We start from the raw sequence: 18767 nt of genomic DNA on the forward strand, positions 1-18767 counted from the left end.
CAGCAATTCCTTTTTATTCTCTGTCGCGGCGACGCTTCAGGAAGAAAATTCCCACTGCCGCAGCCATAATTACTGCACCAACCATTGTGAACAGATATGTTCCGATGCCACCGGTCGAAGGAAGCGCAGAAAGTTTGGTGTTCCGGATTTCCTGTCCGCCTGTACTGTCAGTTGTCACAGATACCGGAACCTTTCTTGTTGTATCCTGAGATTCAAGCTGGTAAGCAGTTGCAGCATTTGTGATGGTCACCGTATCGTCTGTTTTATCATTCGTGATTGTTACCACATACTGCGCCAGCGTACCGTCCGTATTGTAAGACGGCGTAATCAGAATCGTATACACGGTTTCGTTCAGGCTGTAACCAGCCGGAGCTGTTGTCTCTTTCAGCGTATATGTTCCTGCGTCCAATCCGAGAATCGTCAGATGGCCTTCGCTGTCTGTTGTATATTCCCCGTCTGTAACAGCTACTTTCTCTTTTACTTTACCGCCCTGTCCGTCGTCTCTCTCTTCCATTCCATAACCGGTTGTCACAGCAGCGCCAGAAGCATCATATAACGTAAATCCCGCACCGCCAAGAGGCTTATACTCGATTTCACCAGCCTCGTTGCGTACTTCCCCTGTCTTCACAATTTCCTGTGAAGGTATTTGTGAACCTTCCCCGTTCAGCTCTGCATCAAGACCAAAGGTATAGTGGTACGTATTTTCCTCCGCTGTCGTATAGTCACTGCCCGTTGTCGGGTCTGTTGTATACGTATAGGATACTGAGTTTGTATTCGCATCAAAGTTGACTCCTGCGTCCTCGCCAACTACTGCATCATAGGTGATCTCTACCGTGTCTCCGGTATGAGCAAGAATGTAATCCCTGTCAGTAAGCGTCAGGCTGAAGGAATGTTCTGAAGTATTCACACTTCCCTTGTTTCCGATCTCAGTTGCCTGCCATTCATCTGTTCCTACCTTCACATTGAGGGTCTGAGCATCCAGAGAAAGTCCTTTTAAGGTATCCTGAATCCTTACTGAAAGATTTTTGTACTGCGTTGTCTCACCAACCGCATAGTTCGGAATCGTCGTTGTGACTTTAAAGCTTACTCTTGTGCCGATTGCCACATCATCTCCGTTTGGACGGCCGGAACCGGAGCCTGTGATCTCCTTTGATACACTCGGGCCGTTGGTCCGTTTTGCGTAAGCTTCATCTGCACCGATTGTATAGTTTCCGGTTGCATCTACAATACCGCCTGCCGTTGTCCCGTTGCTTCCATTTACAATATATCTTGCGCTCAGCAGCATCGGATTGTACACATTGACTGCACTTTTATCCTCGCCCGCAGTTACAATTACAACCCACGAGCCAACCGTCACATCAGCACTGTATACACCGTTGCCCTGATCTGTAAGCTGCTCTGATTCCAATCCTGTAATCGTTCCGTTATTAATTCCTGCAGCGATTGCAAGAATCTCTCCGGCTGACGGTGCTTCCATATCGCTGATCGAAACCCCATCCACAACATGATACCCCGTGAAACCATTGTTATAATCCGCATCAATTACCTGATAACCCGTAACCGTCAGCCCGGCTTCTACGTTTTTTACGGTGATCGTCGCCGTATCACTCGCATTCGGTGTTCCCGTCCGCTCTGTCTTTGTCTGTGTAAGTTCCTCTTCCACTGCTGTCCCTGTCATTCCAAGAGACAGAACCATTGTCATCGCCAGCATAGCTGCTCCGACTTTTTTCAAACACTTCCTCATGACTTCTCCTTTTTCCCGGCGTGCTGCTGCACCCGTCTGTTTAACAAATCTAGTTGCGCCCAAATATTTCTGTTAAAAGGATGCTGTACGTTCAAAATCCCTATCCTTCTGTACAGCATCCTGTCAGAAAACTTATCTGTGTTTACTGTGCGGCAGCTCTTCTCCTTCTTTCCAGTAACAGAAGCGCTGTCATCAACATTGCCATTCCAATCAGCGTATTCCACTGTGTTCCCGGTCCGCCTGTAGAAGGCAGCTCATAGAGACAGTCGTCCTCAATCCGGAATGAAATATTATACTGAACAGGTACCTTGGTCAGATCGCTGTCCTTTGTTACCACGCTTTGATGCGGGCTGGTCCGGAACATCTCATCCGCAGGTACTTCACTTTCAAATGAACCGTCTGGCTGCGCCGTTTCTTCTGTCAGCAGCTTCGGCTGCGCAAGTGCAGCGCCGTCCTCATCCTTCAACTGAGATACCGTAATCACCGGTTTTACATGTTTCCACGTAAGCTTCTGCTGTTCTTCATTTTCCTGATCGGACAAATAAACAATTCTCACTTCATATACGGATGCATTCAGGTCATATCCGTTTGGAGCCTTTGTCTCCTTCAGATAATAGGTTCCTGCTTCCAGATGCTCAAAAATTACCTTTCCGTCGCTGCGCGTCTGTGCAACTACTTTTCCGGTATCTGAAAGTCCTGCATCACGATACAGTGTAAACTGTGCGCCGGAAAGCAATGCCTGAGGCAGCGGTTTACCATCCGCATCCTTTGCAATAACAGAACTGAGTTTCGTCAGATCAATCCTGTAAAGAATCTGTGTATTGATCGCCTGGAACGTCCGTACGTCCTTCTCAGTCCAGTCTGTACTGCTCATGCGGAAGCCGGGGAGTACTTTGCCGTCCGCGCCTGTCGCAGATTCCGTCAGGCTGTAGGTAATTTTTCCGCCGCGGCCTTCTGCCTGCAGTGCCCGGTGCTCCAGAAGCCATGTTACCGTGCTGCCTGCTTTCACAACACTCTTTCCTCCCGTTGTCAAAACGGTCAGAGCTCCACCATCCGTGCGGGCTGTCCCCTGCGTATCCACAAGCGAATCCGCTTTGGTAACTGTAACGCTTGCAGCTGCATTATCTGCCTTCATATCATTATCAGCTGTCATCACATAGTCAGAAGAATAATTCACCACATCCTCTGTGCCTACGGAAGCCTGAACGGTAAACGTAACAGAAGTATCCTTTTGGATCGGATTTACATAAATATTCTCCCAGTCCTTGCGAATCGTGAGATCCAGATAGTACAGACCGCAGTTCCAGTTTCCTGAGACATATTTTCCGGACTGAATACGGTTCAGATCCGGCAGAGAAATTCCCTGGCCTGCATTGTCTGCAAAGGCTCCTGCCAGTGCTGCCGCTCCACTCTGTACACTGTCTACATTCGTTCCGTAATCTGCTTCCGTCCGGTTCACCGGAGATCCTGTCGGCATATTTGCCGGAAGCTTTGTTACACTCAGCCGGTCAAAACTAATTCGTTTTGTGCCGTTGTTTACCTGATAACTGTTGTCGTCATCCGCGAATGCAACGAAATATCTGCCGCTTCTCAGCTTGTCGAACGAGTATGCCCCCTTATCGGAGGTGCTTCTGCGGGACACCAGATTACCCATTACATCCACCGCCGGGTATCTTACCTGACCATCAATCACAGCCGCTCCAAGTGAAACATGTCCCTGTGTCCATGTATCATCTGTCGGATCACCCGGCGTACCGCCGTCGTTTCGGCTGATCAGACCTGATTCTGTCTGCGGTTCTGTATCCGTATAAAGGAATACATCTACGTTTTTCAACGTCCGGTCAGTACTTGCATATCCGTTCGTTCCAACTACATATTTGCCATCCTGGTTCTGATCCATCCATACTGTACCGCTGATAGAACGCTCTACTGTATCAATATAAGCCTTTCCGCTGATAACCGGATCGGAACCACTCTTATAGAACAGATTATTCCAGTACGTATTACCGCCCTGCTGCGTTTTTCCGCTGCTCGTAATCAGTTCCTTTACCGGACCCGCGTCGGCTGTCTGCGGCGAAAGAACAACTTCTACTATAACAGATTTCGCTCCTGTTACCTGTGGTAAGTCTGCGCAGAATCCAATACCGCCTGCGCCATTTGCAGCGTACTGAATCAGATTCTCACCGCTGTACTCAACAACCCAGCTTTCGTCCACTTTGCCTAAAGCTACCGCGCTCCATGCATCTCCGCTCTCAAGCAATGTGGCAGCCTCTTCCATTTCTGCCTTTCCAGCCCCGGGCGCTTTCATATCTTTCCGATACTTCAATGATCCTTCTGCAAGGAATTTCTCATAATCCTTCTGTTCACTGAACTTCATTCGAATGGCACTTACACGGTAGCCTCCAGTCATAGAAGTTCCCCGTCCGTCTCCATTATACGGAAGAACATCATACATCTGAATCGGCGCCGGCGCCTCGGTACGGTTGCTGTAGTTCAGATAATAAACAAGATCGTCCCCCAGCTCTGTACGACTGCTCTTAACATCCATATAAATGCTGTCGTTACGGTTTGCCACTGCGTCAATCGAAACACTGTCCGACTTTGCATTGCATGCGATCTGATTGATCTCAGAATATGTGGTATTGATTTTCGCCTGCGTTGTAAGTACCGTACCGTTCGGAACGTCGAGCTCTTTCGGTGCTCCTGGCGTACCAATCGTACAGGAATAACGGATTTTCGGAAGCTTTTTCTTGATATCACTGACTGAAGTCCTCAGTGTGATAAACGCTCTTCCGGTCCAGATATCGGTCGGATTGCCCTGCGCATCTTTCTCCATCTCTTTCTCGTAATCCACATCCCAGATCAGCTCGCCATCCGCATAGCCGGAACCTGCTGTATCAATTCGAATACTTCCTTCATTGAAGTTCAGATGTTTCGGAAGCGTAAGCCTGATTTCGACCTGCGCGGGCTGAGAACCGTTATCAATCAACTCATGATTCTTAATCGCACTTGACTTCTGAATCGTTGGTGTGACAACAAAGTTTGCAGTTCGTTCTCCGTTGGACAGATAGTACTGAGTCTTTGGTGTATTGGCCGACCCCAGAATGATATCTGCCACTCCGATCGTGACACCGCTGTCCATCGTGTACAGAAGCAGCGTATTTCCGCGGCGCCATCCTGTATGGGTTCCACCCATCGGACTTCCGTCCTCATACTCTGTCTTTACATATGAATCTGTGTAATCACTTCCTGATGCAAGTTTCCTGCGTCCCGTATTTTCATCATAATAATTTTCCGGCAACGTACCATTTCCCGTCCCGTATACACCCGTCTGTCCATTATAGGAAACATCTCTCCAGTTAAACTGATAGACAACTTCCTGGCGTGCTACCGCACCTTTGGCGTATGCTTCCTTGTATGTTGGTCGGTACACAGTCCAGATCTTTGCATCGTTTGTTGTACAGAATGTTTTTCCTGTATCTGCAAAGTCATTCGTTACGTTCATCTTACTCGTAACGGTAATCCGTCTTCCCGTCCGGATGCAGCAGTCGCGGAACTGATACAGAATCGCCACGCACTTTCCGCGCGAAATGCCATCCGCATCGTAGCCAAAATAATCATACAAAGCCTGCAACGTATCAAAATAAATCAGGTCTTCTTCGTGATGCGCAACCATATCGTCCTCGCCGCCTCTGTTTCGGAAAGCTGACGGACTTTCATCTTTCGTCCAGTTCGTTCCGTCCGGCTTTGCCGCATACAGGATCGTCAGGTTGTAGCTCATTGTTTTAATCGGATTATTTTTCGACCATGTCGTCGGTCCCTCTGTTGTCGTGATAATAAACGCCCCGTTACCAATATTTCTGGTCGCCTGATTCTGCTCATAAGAAACGTTTGTCACGGCTGATGTGCCAACTGGCGTGTATGCGTCTGCGTCAAACTTCTGCAGCAGGTTCACCCCTGTCATATAATTGTACTCTATAATATTGTGTATCTGCGGGTCAAAATCTTCAGGCGCAATGTAATGCCCGGAATTTTTATCCTGCGTATTAATGACCTTGCTGCTGTAGTTCAGATCCGCGGCAATATACACCTGGGAACCAAGCGGTGTTGTTCCCGTACCTCCTGTACCGGAAAGAATACCGTTCGAACCGGTATTGAAATAATTCGTCTTGCTGATCCCGTCTCCGTTACTGTAATTATCATTGTAGACATACATTCCTGTCACATGGGAAAGATAATTATCCTGATACAGCATTTCTCCTGTCGCATGCTCCCGATAGCTGCTTCCAAAGTATTCCTGCATCTTTGCCATATCGTCGTCTTTTACATTTGACGTATCTTTTCCCTCTGCCGTATTTCCTGAGGAATCACGAATCTGCAAATCAGAGACAATCCCTTCCATGTCAATTTCAAGATATCCTTCGCCGCCCTTCGTCACCTCCGGATTTACCGGGAAGAGAATCTGCACGTATCCTGCTGAAAACGGTTTTACCTGATTCGACCCGAAAAACTCACTGTTACCGCCGCTCGATGCGTAGGAAGGTGAAGAATTGTCGTATGCCGGGTTGACAGTATATCCGCTGATCTTAAAGTGTACAACCGTTTCCGCATCGCCCTGCTCTGGCTGAGCTCCGCTCGCATGCCAAACACCTCCGCTGTAACATCCGCTGTTGCCGCCGCCGCTGTTGTAAGGCGCGGCCGCATATGCATACCGCGTCGTCCGCGTAATGTCGTCCTCATCGTTCCAGTCCATATTGAAGCCGTAATTCGTATTCGACAGATTCATTCCGTACGCCGTATTGACGTTTTCTTTGTAAGCCCAGATATACGGCGCCTGCTTCAGAGGATTTCCCTTATCATCAGTCAATTCCTTGCCCTCCAGGTACAGGGAGCCGCCCAGATGAAGGTCAAAATCAATATCTCCCTCCGGGAACTGAATACCCTGCAATCTGTTTGCTGCACCATCGTTTCTCAGGGAAAGCGTAATTCCGTATCCAAGCATTGTTCCATAAACAACAGTTCCGTTTCGCTCCGGATCTTCCAGACTTTCTTTATATTCTCTCTCGTTTACCTCTTCTCCTGTTTCAAGGTTGAAATAACCCGTATACGCAAGTGCAGAATTTCGAAGGAGCGAAACATTATACTTATCCGTCGCTGATACTCTTGTCGGAGCTTCCGGACTCAGTTCCAGCGGATGCGCTTCATTCTCCGGATTATCACCGATCCACTGGCGGAATACCGGCTCGATCAGCTCGCCGTTTTTCATCGCCTTTACATTAATGGAAATGACATTCTCCTGCGTACCGGCCTCATTTTCAATTTCCCAGTAACCGCGCATCTTCTGAATCACCGTGCCGTCTTCCGCTTCTGTCTCGCTGATCTCACAGACTTCCATCGATTCGTTATACACAAACTCTGCCTGCTCCGCGCTAAGTGGCAGTTCTGCTTCCAGCCAGAGCTTCAGTTTCTGTTTTTTTGCCGGTACAGGGTTCTCTGATTCATCGCCATCTGAACTCAATTCCTGGCCATCCTGATTCTGTCCTTCTGCATCTGGATTCGATTCATTATTACCCGGATTTTGTGCATTTTCATCCAAGTCAACTTCATTTTCACCTGAATTTGATCCGTTTGCATTCAGATCTGATTCTTGATCGCCCGAATTTTCCTTATCTGCACTGGCATCCTGTACGGTTGTGATCATCTTATACATAATCCGGTCAAATGTACGAACAATTCCGTTGTTATTGCTGCTGTCGTTTCCGGCGCTCCATTCCTTTGCCGGACCGTTTATTCCATTCTCCCACTCATCTGCCAGGGCATCGCCGTACTTCTCCGCTTCGCGTACAGCCGCCGTATTATTAAATCCTGTCACACCGTCCTTGATTCCCTCTGTAGCGTGGAAGTTCAGAGATTTTACTTCCATCGTTGTTTCATTTTCACTGCGTTCGGTGTCTCCATAACGGTCTGCCGTAAGCTGAAGATCAAAGCTCTGTATGATCCTGCCCGTCACATACTGACCTTCCAGAATCTGCTCCGCCGAGCGAACTGTTCCATTATAGCTGTCATCCTTCCAGACATTGTAGTCCGTATTGCCCATATCGACTGCCGGAATCAGCGTTGTCTTCGGATAACTTTTACCCGGATATACGCCCGTTCCTTCATATCTGGAATAAATATCGTTTCCTGCTCCTGTTCGCGTCGAGGTATTGTTGCACAGCTCTCCGCCGGTCATCAGAAAGCTTGCCTCATTCCCAGCAGCCTGCGCCAGACCGCCGCCAAACTGTGCTCTGTTCTCCGTGATACTTCCGCCTGTCATGCGAATCACGCCGCCGTACTGGTAGATCGCTCCTCCGCGGGTCGACTCATTTTGCGTGATAACGGTACCTTCCCCGATTGTCAGCGTACCGCCGCTTACCCGGAATGCTCCGCCGTAGCTCGTCGCATTCGTCGTTTTATTCCCCTGAACAGTCACGCCACCAACCTGCATCGTGCCGCCGGTCAGACAGACGGCTCCGCCATCATTTACTGCCTTATTTCCTTCAATCAGACCGCCGGTGAAACGACTTTTGCCGCTGGACTGGCAAATTACTCCGAATCTGCTGCTGGTATTATTGCGAATCGTACCGCCGGTCATCTGGAATACCCCGCCCGGAATCCAAATAACGCCGTCCCGCGTTGCTGTGTTATTCTCGATGACACCGCCACTCATACGGAACACGCTGGCACCGCTCTTTACCATTACAGCCGCTCCATACATAGAGCTACAGTTGTTGATAGATGCTGTTCCGGTCAGTTCAAATGTACCGCCGTCCACATAGACGCCTCCGCCGCCATAACTACTGTTATCCCCGACTGCGCCGCCCGCGTGGGACTGACTGATCTGTCCGCTTTCCATCGTTACAATACCACCGGAACGTACCAGAACAGCGCCGCCGCTTTCCGGCGCATTTCCGATAATCGAACCAACCGCACCATCCGGCCCTGGCTCTGTCTCATCTTTGACATCCTTGATATGAAGTTTACCGTAACACGTGATCGCTGTTGTGGTTCCCTGTAAAGTATAGCCGTTCAGGTTCAGTGTCAGCTCCGTGCCGCCCGGTATACGTACATTTCCTGCCGCCTCTTTTACGAGAACAATCGTCGGATGCTCACCATATACTGCATGATCGGTATCAGCCACAATAGCGTCGACCGCCTTTTGTACCGTAGTAAACGGCGTATCTCCGATTTTTGCAACGATCTCCTCCGTCTCATATTTCAATGTGAGTCCGTAGCTTCGAAGCACCGGCGTATACGTTATCCCGTCTGTAATCAGATGATCACGACCTTCGTCATACCATCCCATTCCGCTCTTTCCGTCCGCTGCCTCAAACATGCCTGCTGCTGTCGGAAGACACAGATGAGAACTTTTATAGGAGGCATTATATGCCGCATAAACGTCCTGTCCGAACGCTGCTGTGTTATGGTACAGTTGAGCACCCTTCAGCACTGTAACATTGCTGTCTGCAGACTCCATAGTAAGGCCGCCGCCATTGCCTCCTGTCTTGTTGTCACGAATCACACCGCCATTTATCGTAAGGATCGTATTCCCATTGGCATTATAAATCCCGCCACCGCTTCCGGTTGCCACATTATCTGCAATCAGGCCGCCTGAAATTGTGTCTTCCCAGCCCAGATACGAATGGTCTTTGTTTGGCCTCTGCCTGTTATAAATCCCGCCACCGTAGGCTGCCTGGTTTCCGGTAATCTCTCCGCCTGTCATATTCAGCTTTCCATACCAGCTTACACAGATACCGCCGCCATTTCCGGTTGTTGTATTGTTGCGGATCTTGCCGCCTTCCACAGTAAGAGTCGTATAATCTTCCAGCAAGATGCCGCCGCTATTTCGTTCAATTACAGTCCCTTCCTGTACAATAGTTTCCGCTCTCGCGTTATTGTTTATTGTAACTCCGCGTCCTTTATTATCGCGAATCTGTACACCTCTCAGATAAACACGGTGTGTATTATTCCCCGCGCGTACCTGCAGGCCCGTTCCTGAATTGGAATTGATTACACCTCCGTTTAGATATGCATTTGCGCAGCCGGCCACGCAGACTGCTCCATAACCGCGGTCTGTATTATTGCTGACCTCTACGCCGTCTTCCATTATAAAACTCGTACCTGCAGCACAAACGCCGCTGTTATAGTATGCATAATTGCCGCTGATTTTCGTATTTCCCTCAAGCTTCGTAATACCGGTAAGATACAGGCCGCCATACCAGCAAATGTTCCGTTCTATGCGGTTATTCGTGATGGTACAGTCTGTCACTGTAACCGTCCCGCCAAGGCGTGCACCTCCTACGTTCGACAGCAACGCACGGTTACCGCTGATCTCCGTGTTCTTTACGTTTACCAGATTTCCCGTACGCACAGAACAATAAAGACCGCCATACTGCCGCCGCGCCGTATTATTCAAAAATCTTGAATTTACAATATCTATCGATTTGGCATGGCAGATATACGCTCCGCCACCGCCACTGTTCGAGTCTGAAGTCTCCTTCGTCACATTATTCTGGAACAGAGTATCGCTGATCGTAACGCTAAGAGGCTCCGCTGCGTTGTCAAATCCATAAATACGAAGGCCGCCGCCGCTTATCGTTGCCGTGTTACCGACAAACTCACTGCCCTGAATGGAAACGGTACTCGGGGCGTAAAGTACTGAACCTGTATTTACAGCTCCGCCATATTTTGCCTGGTTGTTACGGAACGAAGCTCCTGTGATCTCCAGATCAAATGCTTTCGTGCTGGCATTGTTAGAACTGAAGCCCTCTACCTGCAAAGCTCCGCCGTATGTTGCGCAGTTATCGGTGAACACAGTTCCCTCTCCGATTCGGATACTACATCCATAACGCGCATAAATTGCTCCGCCATTCATTGCCAGACTTCCAGTTATGGAATCAGGATTACCAAAACCTGTAACCGTAATTCCACTCACGTCAAGCACACCAGCCGTCATGTAAATCGCGCGTGCTCCCACACATCCTTCAGCCGGTGTCAGAAGGCCGCCTGCACTGCCTTCCTTCGCATCCTCCTGACGGTTCCCGCTTTGACTGCTGTCCTGTAATTTCAGTGCGCCGCCTGTCAAATAGAAAATATTATTATTATTTGTACTCAGCGTGTAGCCGTTCAGATCAATTACAACATTCTGCCCCTCTCTGATCGTCACACGTTCACATACATCTTTGAGCAGATAAATAATTTCCCCGCCCTGTGCTGTCTCTATTGCGTCGCTGAGTTTGTCAAATTGCTGTACCTCATCTCCACTTCCGATACGCGCTACCGCATTTGTATGATCCTCTTTGCTCTTTGCCGCTGTCAGATAATACGTATGTGTTTTCTTTATCACAGCAAGTGGTTCTTTTATATAGGAAGAATCATACCCATCATACCAGCTGTCATATTCCTCAAATCCCATATCGGAAGCTGCAAACAGCTGAAATCTGTAATTTCCACTGTAAGCTACTGCACAGATATCTTTTGCATCTCCATCGCAGATGTTCCCGTATATCTGACCTCCGTTTAATTCCAGGTGCATATTTGCGACTGCATAAATGCCGCCGCCTTCGCCTTTGTTTCCCGTCGTCACCTGATTTCCTGTGATCACGCTGGTAGCGCCTTCCGGTATCCGGACGGTTGTATTCCCAGCACCATAAATACCGCCGCCACTGTTTGCAGCTTTGTTATTTTCTATCCTTCCGCCTGTAAACTCAAATAATGTACCATTTCCATCCAGATAAACAGCACCGCCCGCATTGGTAGCCGTATTATTTCGAATCTCACCGCCGGATACATACACTTTAGAACTGTTATGCATACGGATTCCGGGACCCATATCCGTCGAATTTCCCTCAATCACACCACCGGTCATGTAAAACGAAGCCCTGCTGTCCTGTAACCGCACACCGCCTCCATTGTTTGCCCGAATCTCACCGCCATTCATCGTGAATACGCTGTTTTTCTGGACCCCGGATACATTTTCAGCATAGTTGACCAAAATGCCCATTCCACGGTTTTCTTCCACATACCCGCCGTCCATGGTAAAGCTGCCAAGTCCGCCAACGTAAACACCGGCTCCGTACCACGCTGTATTTCCTTTAATGTGTCCGTTTTTCAGCGTCACATCACCCAAAACAAACAGGCCGCCGCCACTGTTGAGTTTATCTGTCCTGTTCGGATTTGCAGTTCCGCTTCCACCGCAGATAACGCCGTTTTTCATTTCGCTCGTATCATCAATCGTAAGCTTCGCTCCCTGCTCCACATAGATGACGCTGCTCGAAAGCCCCCTGATCGTATGCCCCGCCAGATCAAGCGTTACAGAAACGCCTTCCGGTATCTGCACACACTCTATGCTGTCTGCCAGCATCGTAATCACTGCGTTTTCTGCCTGACCGTCTTCTTGCCCTGTCACCGCCAGCATGTCGATGGCTTCCTGCACGCTTCCATAAACCTCGCTGCCAAGCTGCGCCACAACATTCCCGTACCGGAATGTATACGCACGATTCTCACCGTATTGTAACATTTCTTCTTTCGTTTCCGTCACAGAGGTCTGGGAACGTTCCTCATACCAGTCAATCACCGGTTCCCCGGACGGGCTTACAAAATCTGATGCAGTTCCCAGTATCAGAATCGGAGCACGCGCAAAATTCTCCTCGTTTTTACTGGTACTTCCAGACTGATACAGATCATGGCCGCCTTTCGCGGCAAAAGCCGTATTATCACACAGCATACCGCCTGTGATAGAATTTGCTCCACTCTTGCCTACACTACCGGTCAGATAGATACCGCCGCCGCTTCCAATGGCTGTATTTTTCCGAACTGTACCGCCGGTCATTGTCACACTGCCTTCTGCACAAATACCGCCGCCGTTACTGTTGGACTTATTATCTGTAATCTCTGTGCCTGTAATCACAATTTTTCCGCCCACATATGACTGATGAATGCCGCCTCCAACGCCGCTGGCTGTATTCTCACTGATACGGCCGCCTGCAAGCGTACTCGTACCGCCTCCATACCAGTACACACCGCCGCCACTCGCTTTGGAATTGTTATGTTCGATCGCACCGCCTTCCATTACAACAGTTCCGCGCACACCGCCGCCGCTGCTACTTGCCGTATTCTCTGCTACTTTTGCATCGTCGTAAAGGTAAAGCGTACCATAGATACCGCCGCCCTCGTCGCTTGCATAGTTGTTTATCACCTGCGCACGGTCATGCATCCTTGTCGTTCCATACGTACCGCCGCCTGTCCATGCCTGATTATCCCGGATGAGCGCATCTCCAGTCATGGTAACAGCGCCCCAAACGCCGCCACCATTACCTCGCGTCATATTCTCACAGACAGCACCCCCGCTCATCGTCATTCCTACTTCCGTATAAATGCCGCCGCCGTGCACATCACTGTTGCCATCTGCGCTGTTGTGACTGATCTCTCCACCCGTCATTGTCAACTTTGCCCCAGTTCCACTGCGATGAAAAAGACCTGCGCCATATCCGTATCCCACGCCATGAATTACATTCCCTGAAATAAAACCTCCCTCAATCAACGTAACGCTGTAATTATCAACAAACAGACCACCGCCATGGGTAAAGTTTGTATTTTCTTCTATCCGTGTTCCTTCTTTTAATGTAACGGAAGCATACTGTCCCACATAAATGCCGCCGCCCCAGATATTCGCCGTAAGCCCTGTATCTTTTGAAGTATTTTCACTGATGCGGCCACCTGTCATTGTAAAGGAACTCCTGGCCCCATTGCTGCTGGCCAGATAAATACCTCCACCTGCAAGCGTCGTTTTGTTCCCATACAGCCAGTTGCCACGCACTGTTCCGCCGTCCATCACAAGCTGTGTCCCTGCCGTCAGATAGATTCCGCCGCCATAACGTCCGCTGGCATTCTCTGCGACATCTGCGCCATCCGTAATCGTACAAATGGCTGCTTTCTTTGCCAGATAAATTCCGCCGCCGTCCGCTTCCGCTTTATTTCTTCTGATGTTCGATGTCTGAATGGTAAAAGCTTCCGTTGCTTCATATAAATAAAACCCGCCGCCATTGCCGGTTGCCGTATTTTCCACAATCAGAGTTTGGTTATCCAGAACATAGCTTCCTTCTGAGACCAGATACGCAAAAACACCACCGCCATCCTGCGCTGTGTTTTCGCAGATCGTTCCGCCTGCCATCGAAAAGCTGTTCCCATCATATGTGAAAACTCCACCACCATTTTGTGTGGCTGTATTGTTCCGGATACTTCCGCCTTCTATTGTAAACACACCGTGCTCTTCCACAAGCACGCCGCCGCCATTTCCGGTAACATGGAAATTCTCGATCACACCGGATTGCAGCACAAACTCGCCGCCGCTTCTAACTGCCACACCGCGAACACGCTCCGCAGGTCCAGCCGACGCTCTGTTTGCTACTGCACCGTTTTCATTGCCGCTATTTTGCAACACAAGCGTACCATACACGGTAATTGTATTAATCGTTGCATTCCCAATACGCTTCTGTGTATCAGGAGAAAGGACGTAGCCGTTCAGATCAAGCGAGATGGTCTGACCGTCCCAGATCACAATATTCTCTGTATAATCCCGGTCCAGTTTAATCTGTGCGCTCTCGCCCTCTGCCACCGCATTGATCTGCGCCTGCAAACTGCCTTCTTCAGCGTTCAGCGCCATGCGAAGAAACGCCGTCTCGTCCTGCGCACCAAAGACCTTCATCATTTCATCCGGATCCAGATAATCCGGCTCTCCCAACAGAAATGCTTCGGTCTCCGTCTCTGTATCAGGTTCCGTCTGTGTTTGCTCCGTTTCTTCAAGCTCCGTCTGTATCTGCTCCGTCTGATCCTCACCCATCTCAGGCAGATTTGTCTGACCCTGTTCCGTCTCTTCTGAATCGTTCTGCGTCTGATCCGTTTCCGTTTGATCTGCCGGGTTCAGCTCAGTCTCATCTGCTTCTGTCTGATCTACTGAGTTCGATTCCGTCTAATCTGCTTCTGTCTGATCCGGGGTCTTATCCTCCATCTGTAAAACCGCAGTCACGCGATACGTATCCATACGCATTACGCCGTTTTCTTCATATGTATGAATCAAAAAAGCTTCGCCAGCTTTATCCACAACCACATTCACCAGAGCATCTGCATCTTCCAGAATTCGTATGGGACTGTTTTTCAGTACTAGCCACTCATGATTCTCACCATCCTGGCCACTCACCCAGAATTCCTCACCAACCCGGCATACAACTTCCTCCATGTCCTCCTCGTCCGGTTCCTGCTGATTGGAACCGTTCGTGCCATCGTCAGGAGTCTCAACAGTAATAATCTCATCCACTGTAATGCCGCCTGTGTTCTCATTTTTATTTTCTGTCGGAGCCAGAGTATCGCCGCCCATCTCATCGATAATCATATCTTCACCTGAGTCAAGCCAATCGGTATACTCTAACTGCTCCGGTACCTCTCCAATGGTTTCCCCGGCCATTACCATACTACCGGCTGGATTACTTCCGAGAAGCATAGATATGGTCAGCGCCCAGGCAAGCCCCCTTTTTCCTTTTTCAAGTATACGTTTCTTCATCTTTCCATCACTCCTATAATTTGCTCTCTTTTTTGAATTCTGATTTGTCTGTCTTATATGCGAAGCTCCCGGCAAATACATCCCAGCAGCTCCATCTCACTGGTAAAGCTTCCGGCCATCGTTCCATCATGGCGCAGCAGCTTCCCCTGCCACCCTGCACTCATTCTGCTCCAAACGATCAGATTAAAAGTCCGGTATTCCCCTTTTTGCTTGCAAAGTTCCTCATCAGTCCGCCTTGCCTTTGGAACCGGACGTCTGCGCAACTGCTCTTTTTGTTCCGAAAAGCTTCTCTTTTCCTGAAAATTCTGTGGGTAACCACACGCATCATACAAACGGTCTATACACAGTAGCATTTCACTGCAGCTGTTGAATCTTGCTTCTCCGTCGTATAATTTACTGTATACCCGTCCTTTTATATCTTTCTCATATGTGTCAATGCATAGCCGCACTGTATTCAGTGGAAAAACCTGCTGTTTTGGTTCCGGCTGTTCCTTTTTCTCATTTTCTGCCATATATTTCTTTTTTCTACCTCACTGCTGTAAGTTCAGCCAGCTCAAATTGCATTTCAAGTTGTCTTTTTCCGATACTCTTCTGAAACTTCTTTTGTACCCGCTCGCCTACTGCAATACTCGCCTCATAAGAACATGCCGATAAAATCACAATAAACTGTGTGGGACTATAGCGTGTCACTACATCCCCAAGTCTTAAGGATTCCCGTAATATATGTTCCAGCCGGTCGACACTTTCTGTCATTCCGGAATCTGTCACTGCACCTTGCCATGCACTCCCTACCCGGCGCACGGTCAGCATCATAATATATTCTGCAACCTCAATACGGGTAAGTCTTCTGGCTTCCATCCGGTAAATCTGACGAAAAATCTGATAATCACAGAAGAAGACGCCCTCTTCTACATCTGTTTCTCTTATTTCATTCAGCATATTATCAAGATCTGAAATACTGTCTGCCCGTTTTCCAAGCATCTTTTCAAATACACTTCGCAATTTGGCCGGCGGTCGGATTCCCATACTTCTGTAAAAAACTTTATTTGTCTTCTCATAATGAGACATGGCCAGATCATATTTGTTCTGCTGACACAAACCTTGCAGCAACCAACAGTGAATGTCCTCATCGAACCCGTCAATCTCCAAGGCCTCGTTACAAAGCTTTTCCAGATCACCCCACTCCGCTTCCTTTTTATAAATCTCACAGAGTGTTTTTACAATATCCATATATAAAGACTGATATCTCGTCGCCTTCGGGAGAATCCAGGGTTCTTCCGCAACCACTGCCGAAACATTCCCCTTGTAACAGCTAATGGCTTCCAGGCAAAGCGTCTTTTGCCTCTTCTGTTCCCTCGCTGACATACTTTTTAATTCCACAGCGAGCCGCTCAAACTGTTCATAATCCGTCTCAACCTCTATCTCCGGATTCCACCGATAGGCCCCCGGCAAGGTACAAATAAACTCTTCCTCACCAAACACAGAGAGTTCGTGACGCAACCGGTACATCAGATTTTTAAGAGCCCCCTTCGGTGCCTTCGAATGATTCGACCAGAACACTTCAATCAGTCTCTGATGCGGCAACGCTGTATTTCGATGAATAATAAGATAGGCCAGCAGCTTTGTCATTTTACTGGAATGCAGCTCTTCTTCTCCAAGCGATACCCTGTCATTCATAAGACGTACCTGCCCGAACAGATTCATCCTCAGTACTGTTTTCATACGTCAGCATCCATCCCTTCTGCAAAATCCCAACCGGCTGCAAGGTGTCCTTCTTCCCCGCATACGGCAGAATCAACCAGCCGCAACAATTCCATCACACTGCGAAATGGCTGCTTTTTCTCTCCCTGAATCCATTCTACACTTCCCTGCCAGCTCTCATTTTGACTGTCATTCACTTCCAGAATAAATGTCTGTTTTTTCATCTTATATTCTCCTTAGACTTAGAACAAAAAGTGTGTTCAGATAACTCCTCAAAAATCTATATATAAAAAGACATCAAAAAACCGTCGAACTTATCTGAGTTCGACCCTTTTTTGATGTCTTTGAATAAAAAACCTTCCTGTATCTGTATATTGGTAAAGATTGATATACCTGAAAAAGACAGAGAGCAAAATTATAGTAGCTGTCTGTCTGTCTGTCTGTCTGTCTGTCTGTCTGTCTGTCTGTCTGTCTGTCTGTCTGTCTGTCTGTCAAAATTGTATTCTTGTTTCATTTAGAATGCAACCCTTTCCTGTCAGAAAATACCTTTCTATATTGTATCTCACGACGGTCATATTGCAGTCACATTTTGTTATTTTTTCTTTCCGAAAGATTGGGCGACCTTTACAGGTCGCCCAATCTTCCAAACTGATACCCCATCTCTTCCCATTTCGTCAGAAGTTCATCCAGTATTGCACCGTTTGTCGCTGAAGTATTATGTAGTAGTACAATCGCTCCTGGATGAATCCTTTTTAAAAGCTTGTTAAATGCTTCTTCTTTTGTCGGTTGTTGATTTTCGTACCAGTCCACGTACGCAAGACTCCAGAAAAAAGTTTTATAGCCAAGCTGCTGTGCCATCTTGAGATTATTCTCACTGTATTTCCCCTGCGGCGGTCTGTAATATTTTGAAATCTCCTGTCCGGTCGTCTCTTTGAAAAGTTGCTCCACATCTCCTATCTCTTTCTGAAAGGATTCCATATCAGCTATCTTGGACATATCTGGATGATGAAACGTATGATTTCCAATTGTATGGCCATCCGCCAGCATCTGTTTTACCAGATCCGGGTTATCCGCCACAAAATTACCAACCACAAAAAAAGTAGCTGGCACCTGGTGCTTTTTCAGCGCTTCCAGAATTGCAGGAGTATTCCCGTTTTCGTAACCACAATCAAACGTCAGATAAATTTTCTTTTCCTGTGTATCTTCAGAATACCACGCATCGTACGGCGCCAGCTCCTCCCGTGTCGCATTCGCCACCGGAGGCTGCCCTTCCTGTTGGAAACTGAGTCCCCAGCTTCCCTCTGTAGCCGCAAGGATCACATCCCCCGGAGTACCGCCGTCGAGCGCAGCCATATTTCCCAGCTGTAAATTTTCATTTCCCGTACCAGCCGCATTCTCTATCTCCGAATTTTCATTTGCCACACCTGCCGCATTTCCTGTCTGTAATTTCGCTTCCGTGACACGTCCCGCAAACCTACCCGTCAAAAATGCGGCAGCAAAAATAAGGGCCACCGCAGATACTTTTTTCCAATCGTATTTTCTTGAGGAATTCTGTTCCGAACACTGTTGGTTTTGTTTTTGAATGTACTTTTGAAAATACTTTTTCGAATACTCTTTCAAATCGAATTTTTTGATTTTGGGCATCCTCTGCTGCTCCATAAGTTTCTCTTACTCAAGCTTATGCTGACAGACCTCTGCCAATAACCAGAATACACGTTTTCAACT

The 18767-nt window shown here is 48.3% G+C and carries 7 protein-coding genes; all 7 read right to left on the bottom strand.

Annotated elements, in window-relative coordinates:
• Positions 1-13 precede the first annotated feature (13 nt).
• The 7 genes from AC6I2O_RS07380 to AC6I2O_RS07410 all read right to left on the bottom strand — a co-directional run bounded on the left by AC6I2O_RS07380 (position 14) and on the right by AC6I2O_RS07410 (position 18626).
• Positions 14-1744, bottom strand: coding sequence for an isopeptide-forming domain-containing fimbrial protein (locus tag AC6I2O_RS07380; protein WP_497742255.1), 1731 nt, complete (start codon positions 1742-1744; stop codon positions 14-16).
• 142 nt (positions 1745-1886) lie between these two features.
• A complete protein-coding gene (locus AC6I2O_RS07385) occupies positions 1887-14624 on the bottom strand; it encodes a SpaA isopeptide-forming pilin-related protein (RefSeq protein ID WP_497742256.1) in 12738 nt (4245 codons plus the stop codon).
• 129 nt (positions 14625-14753) lie between these two features.
• Positions 14754-15341: a hypothetical protein gene (locus tag AC6I2O_RS07390; protein ID WP_497742257.1), complete on the bottom strand. Its 588-nt coding sequence runs from the start codon at positions 15339-15341 to the stop codon at positions 14754-14756.
• Positions 15342-15394: 53 nt separating this feature from the next.
• On the bottom strand, positions 15395-15853 hold the full coding sequence (locus AC6I2O_RS07395) for a hypothetical protein (RefSeq protein WP_497742258.1): 459 nt from the start codon (positions 15851-15853) through the stop codon (positions 15395-15397).
• A 13-nt stretch (positions 15854-15866) separates the two neighbouring features.
• A complete protein-coding gene (locus tag AC6I2O_RS07400; protein WP_497742259.1) occupies positions 15867-17063 on the bottom strand; it encodes an AfsR/SARP family transcriptional regulator in 1197 nt (398 codons plus the stop codon).
• The gene (locus tag AC6I2O_RS07405) at positions 17060-17266 is read right to left on the bottom strand and encodes a hypothetical protein (RefSeq protein ID WP_120391247.1); all 207 of its coding nucleotides are present in this window, start codon (positions 17264-17266) and stop codon (positions 17060-17062) included. Before AC6I2O_RS07405 ends, AC6I2O_RS07400 begins: the two co-directional genes overlap by 4 nt.
• A gap of 400 nt (positions 17267-17666) precedes the next feature.
• Positions 17667-18626 carry a polysaccharide deacetylase family protein gene (locus AC6I2O_RS07410; protein ID WP_497742497.1) on the bottom strand — a complete coding sequence of 320 codons (960 nt, stop codon included), beginning with the start codon at positions 18624-18626 and terminating at the stop codon, positions 17667-17669.
• Between the last annotated feature and the right edge of the window lie 141 nt (positions 18627-18767).

Source organism: Blautia sp. St.27G3 (assembly GCF_059728505.1).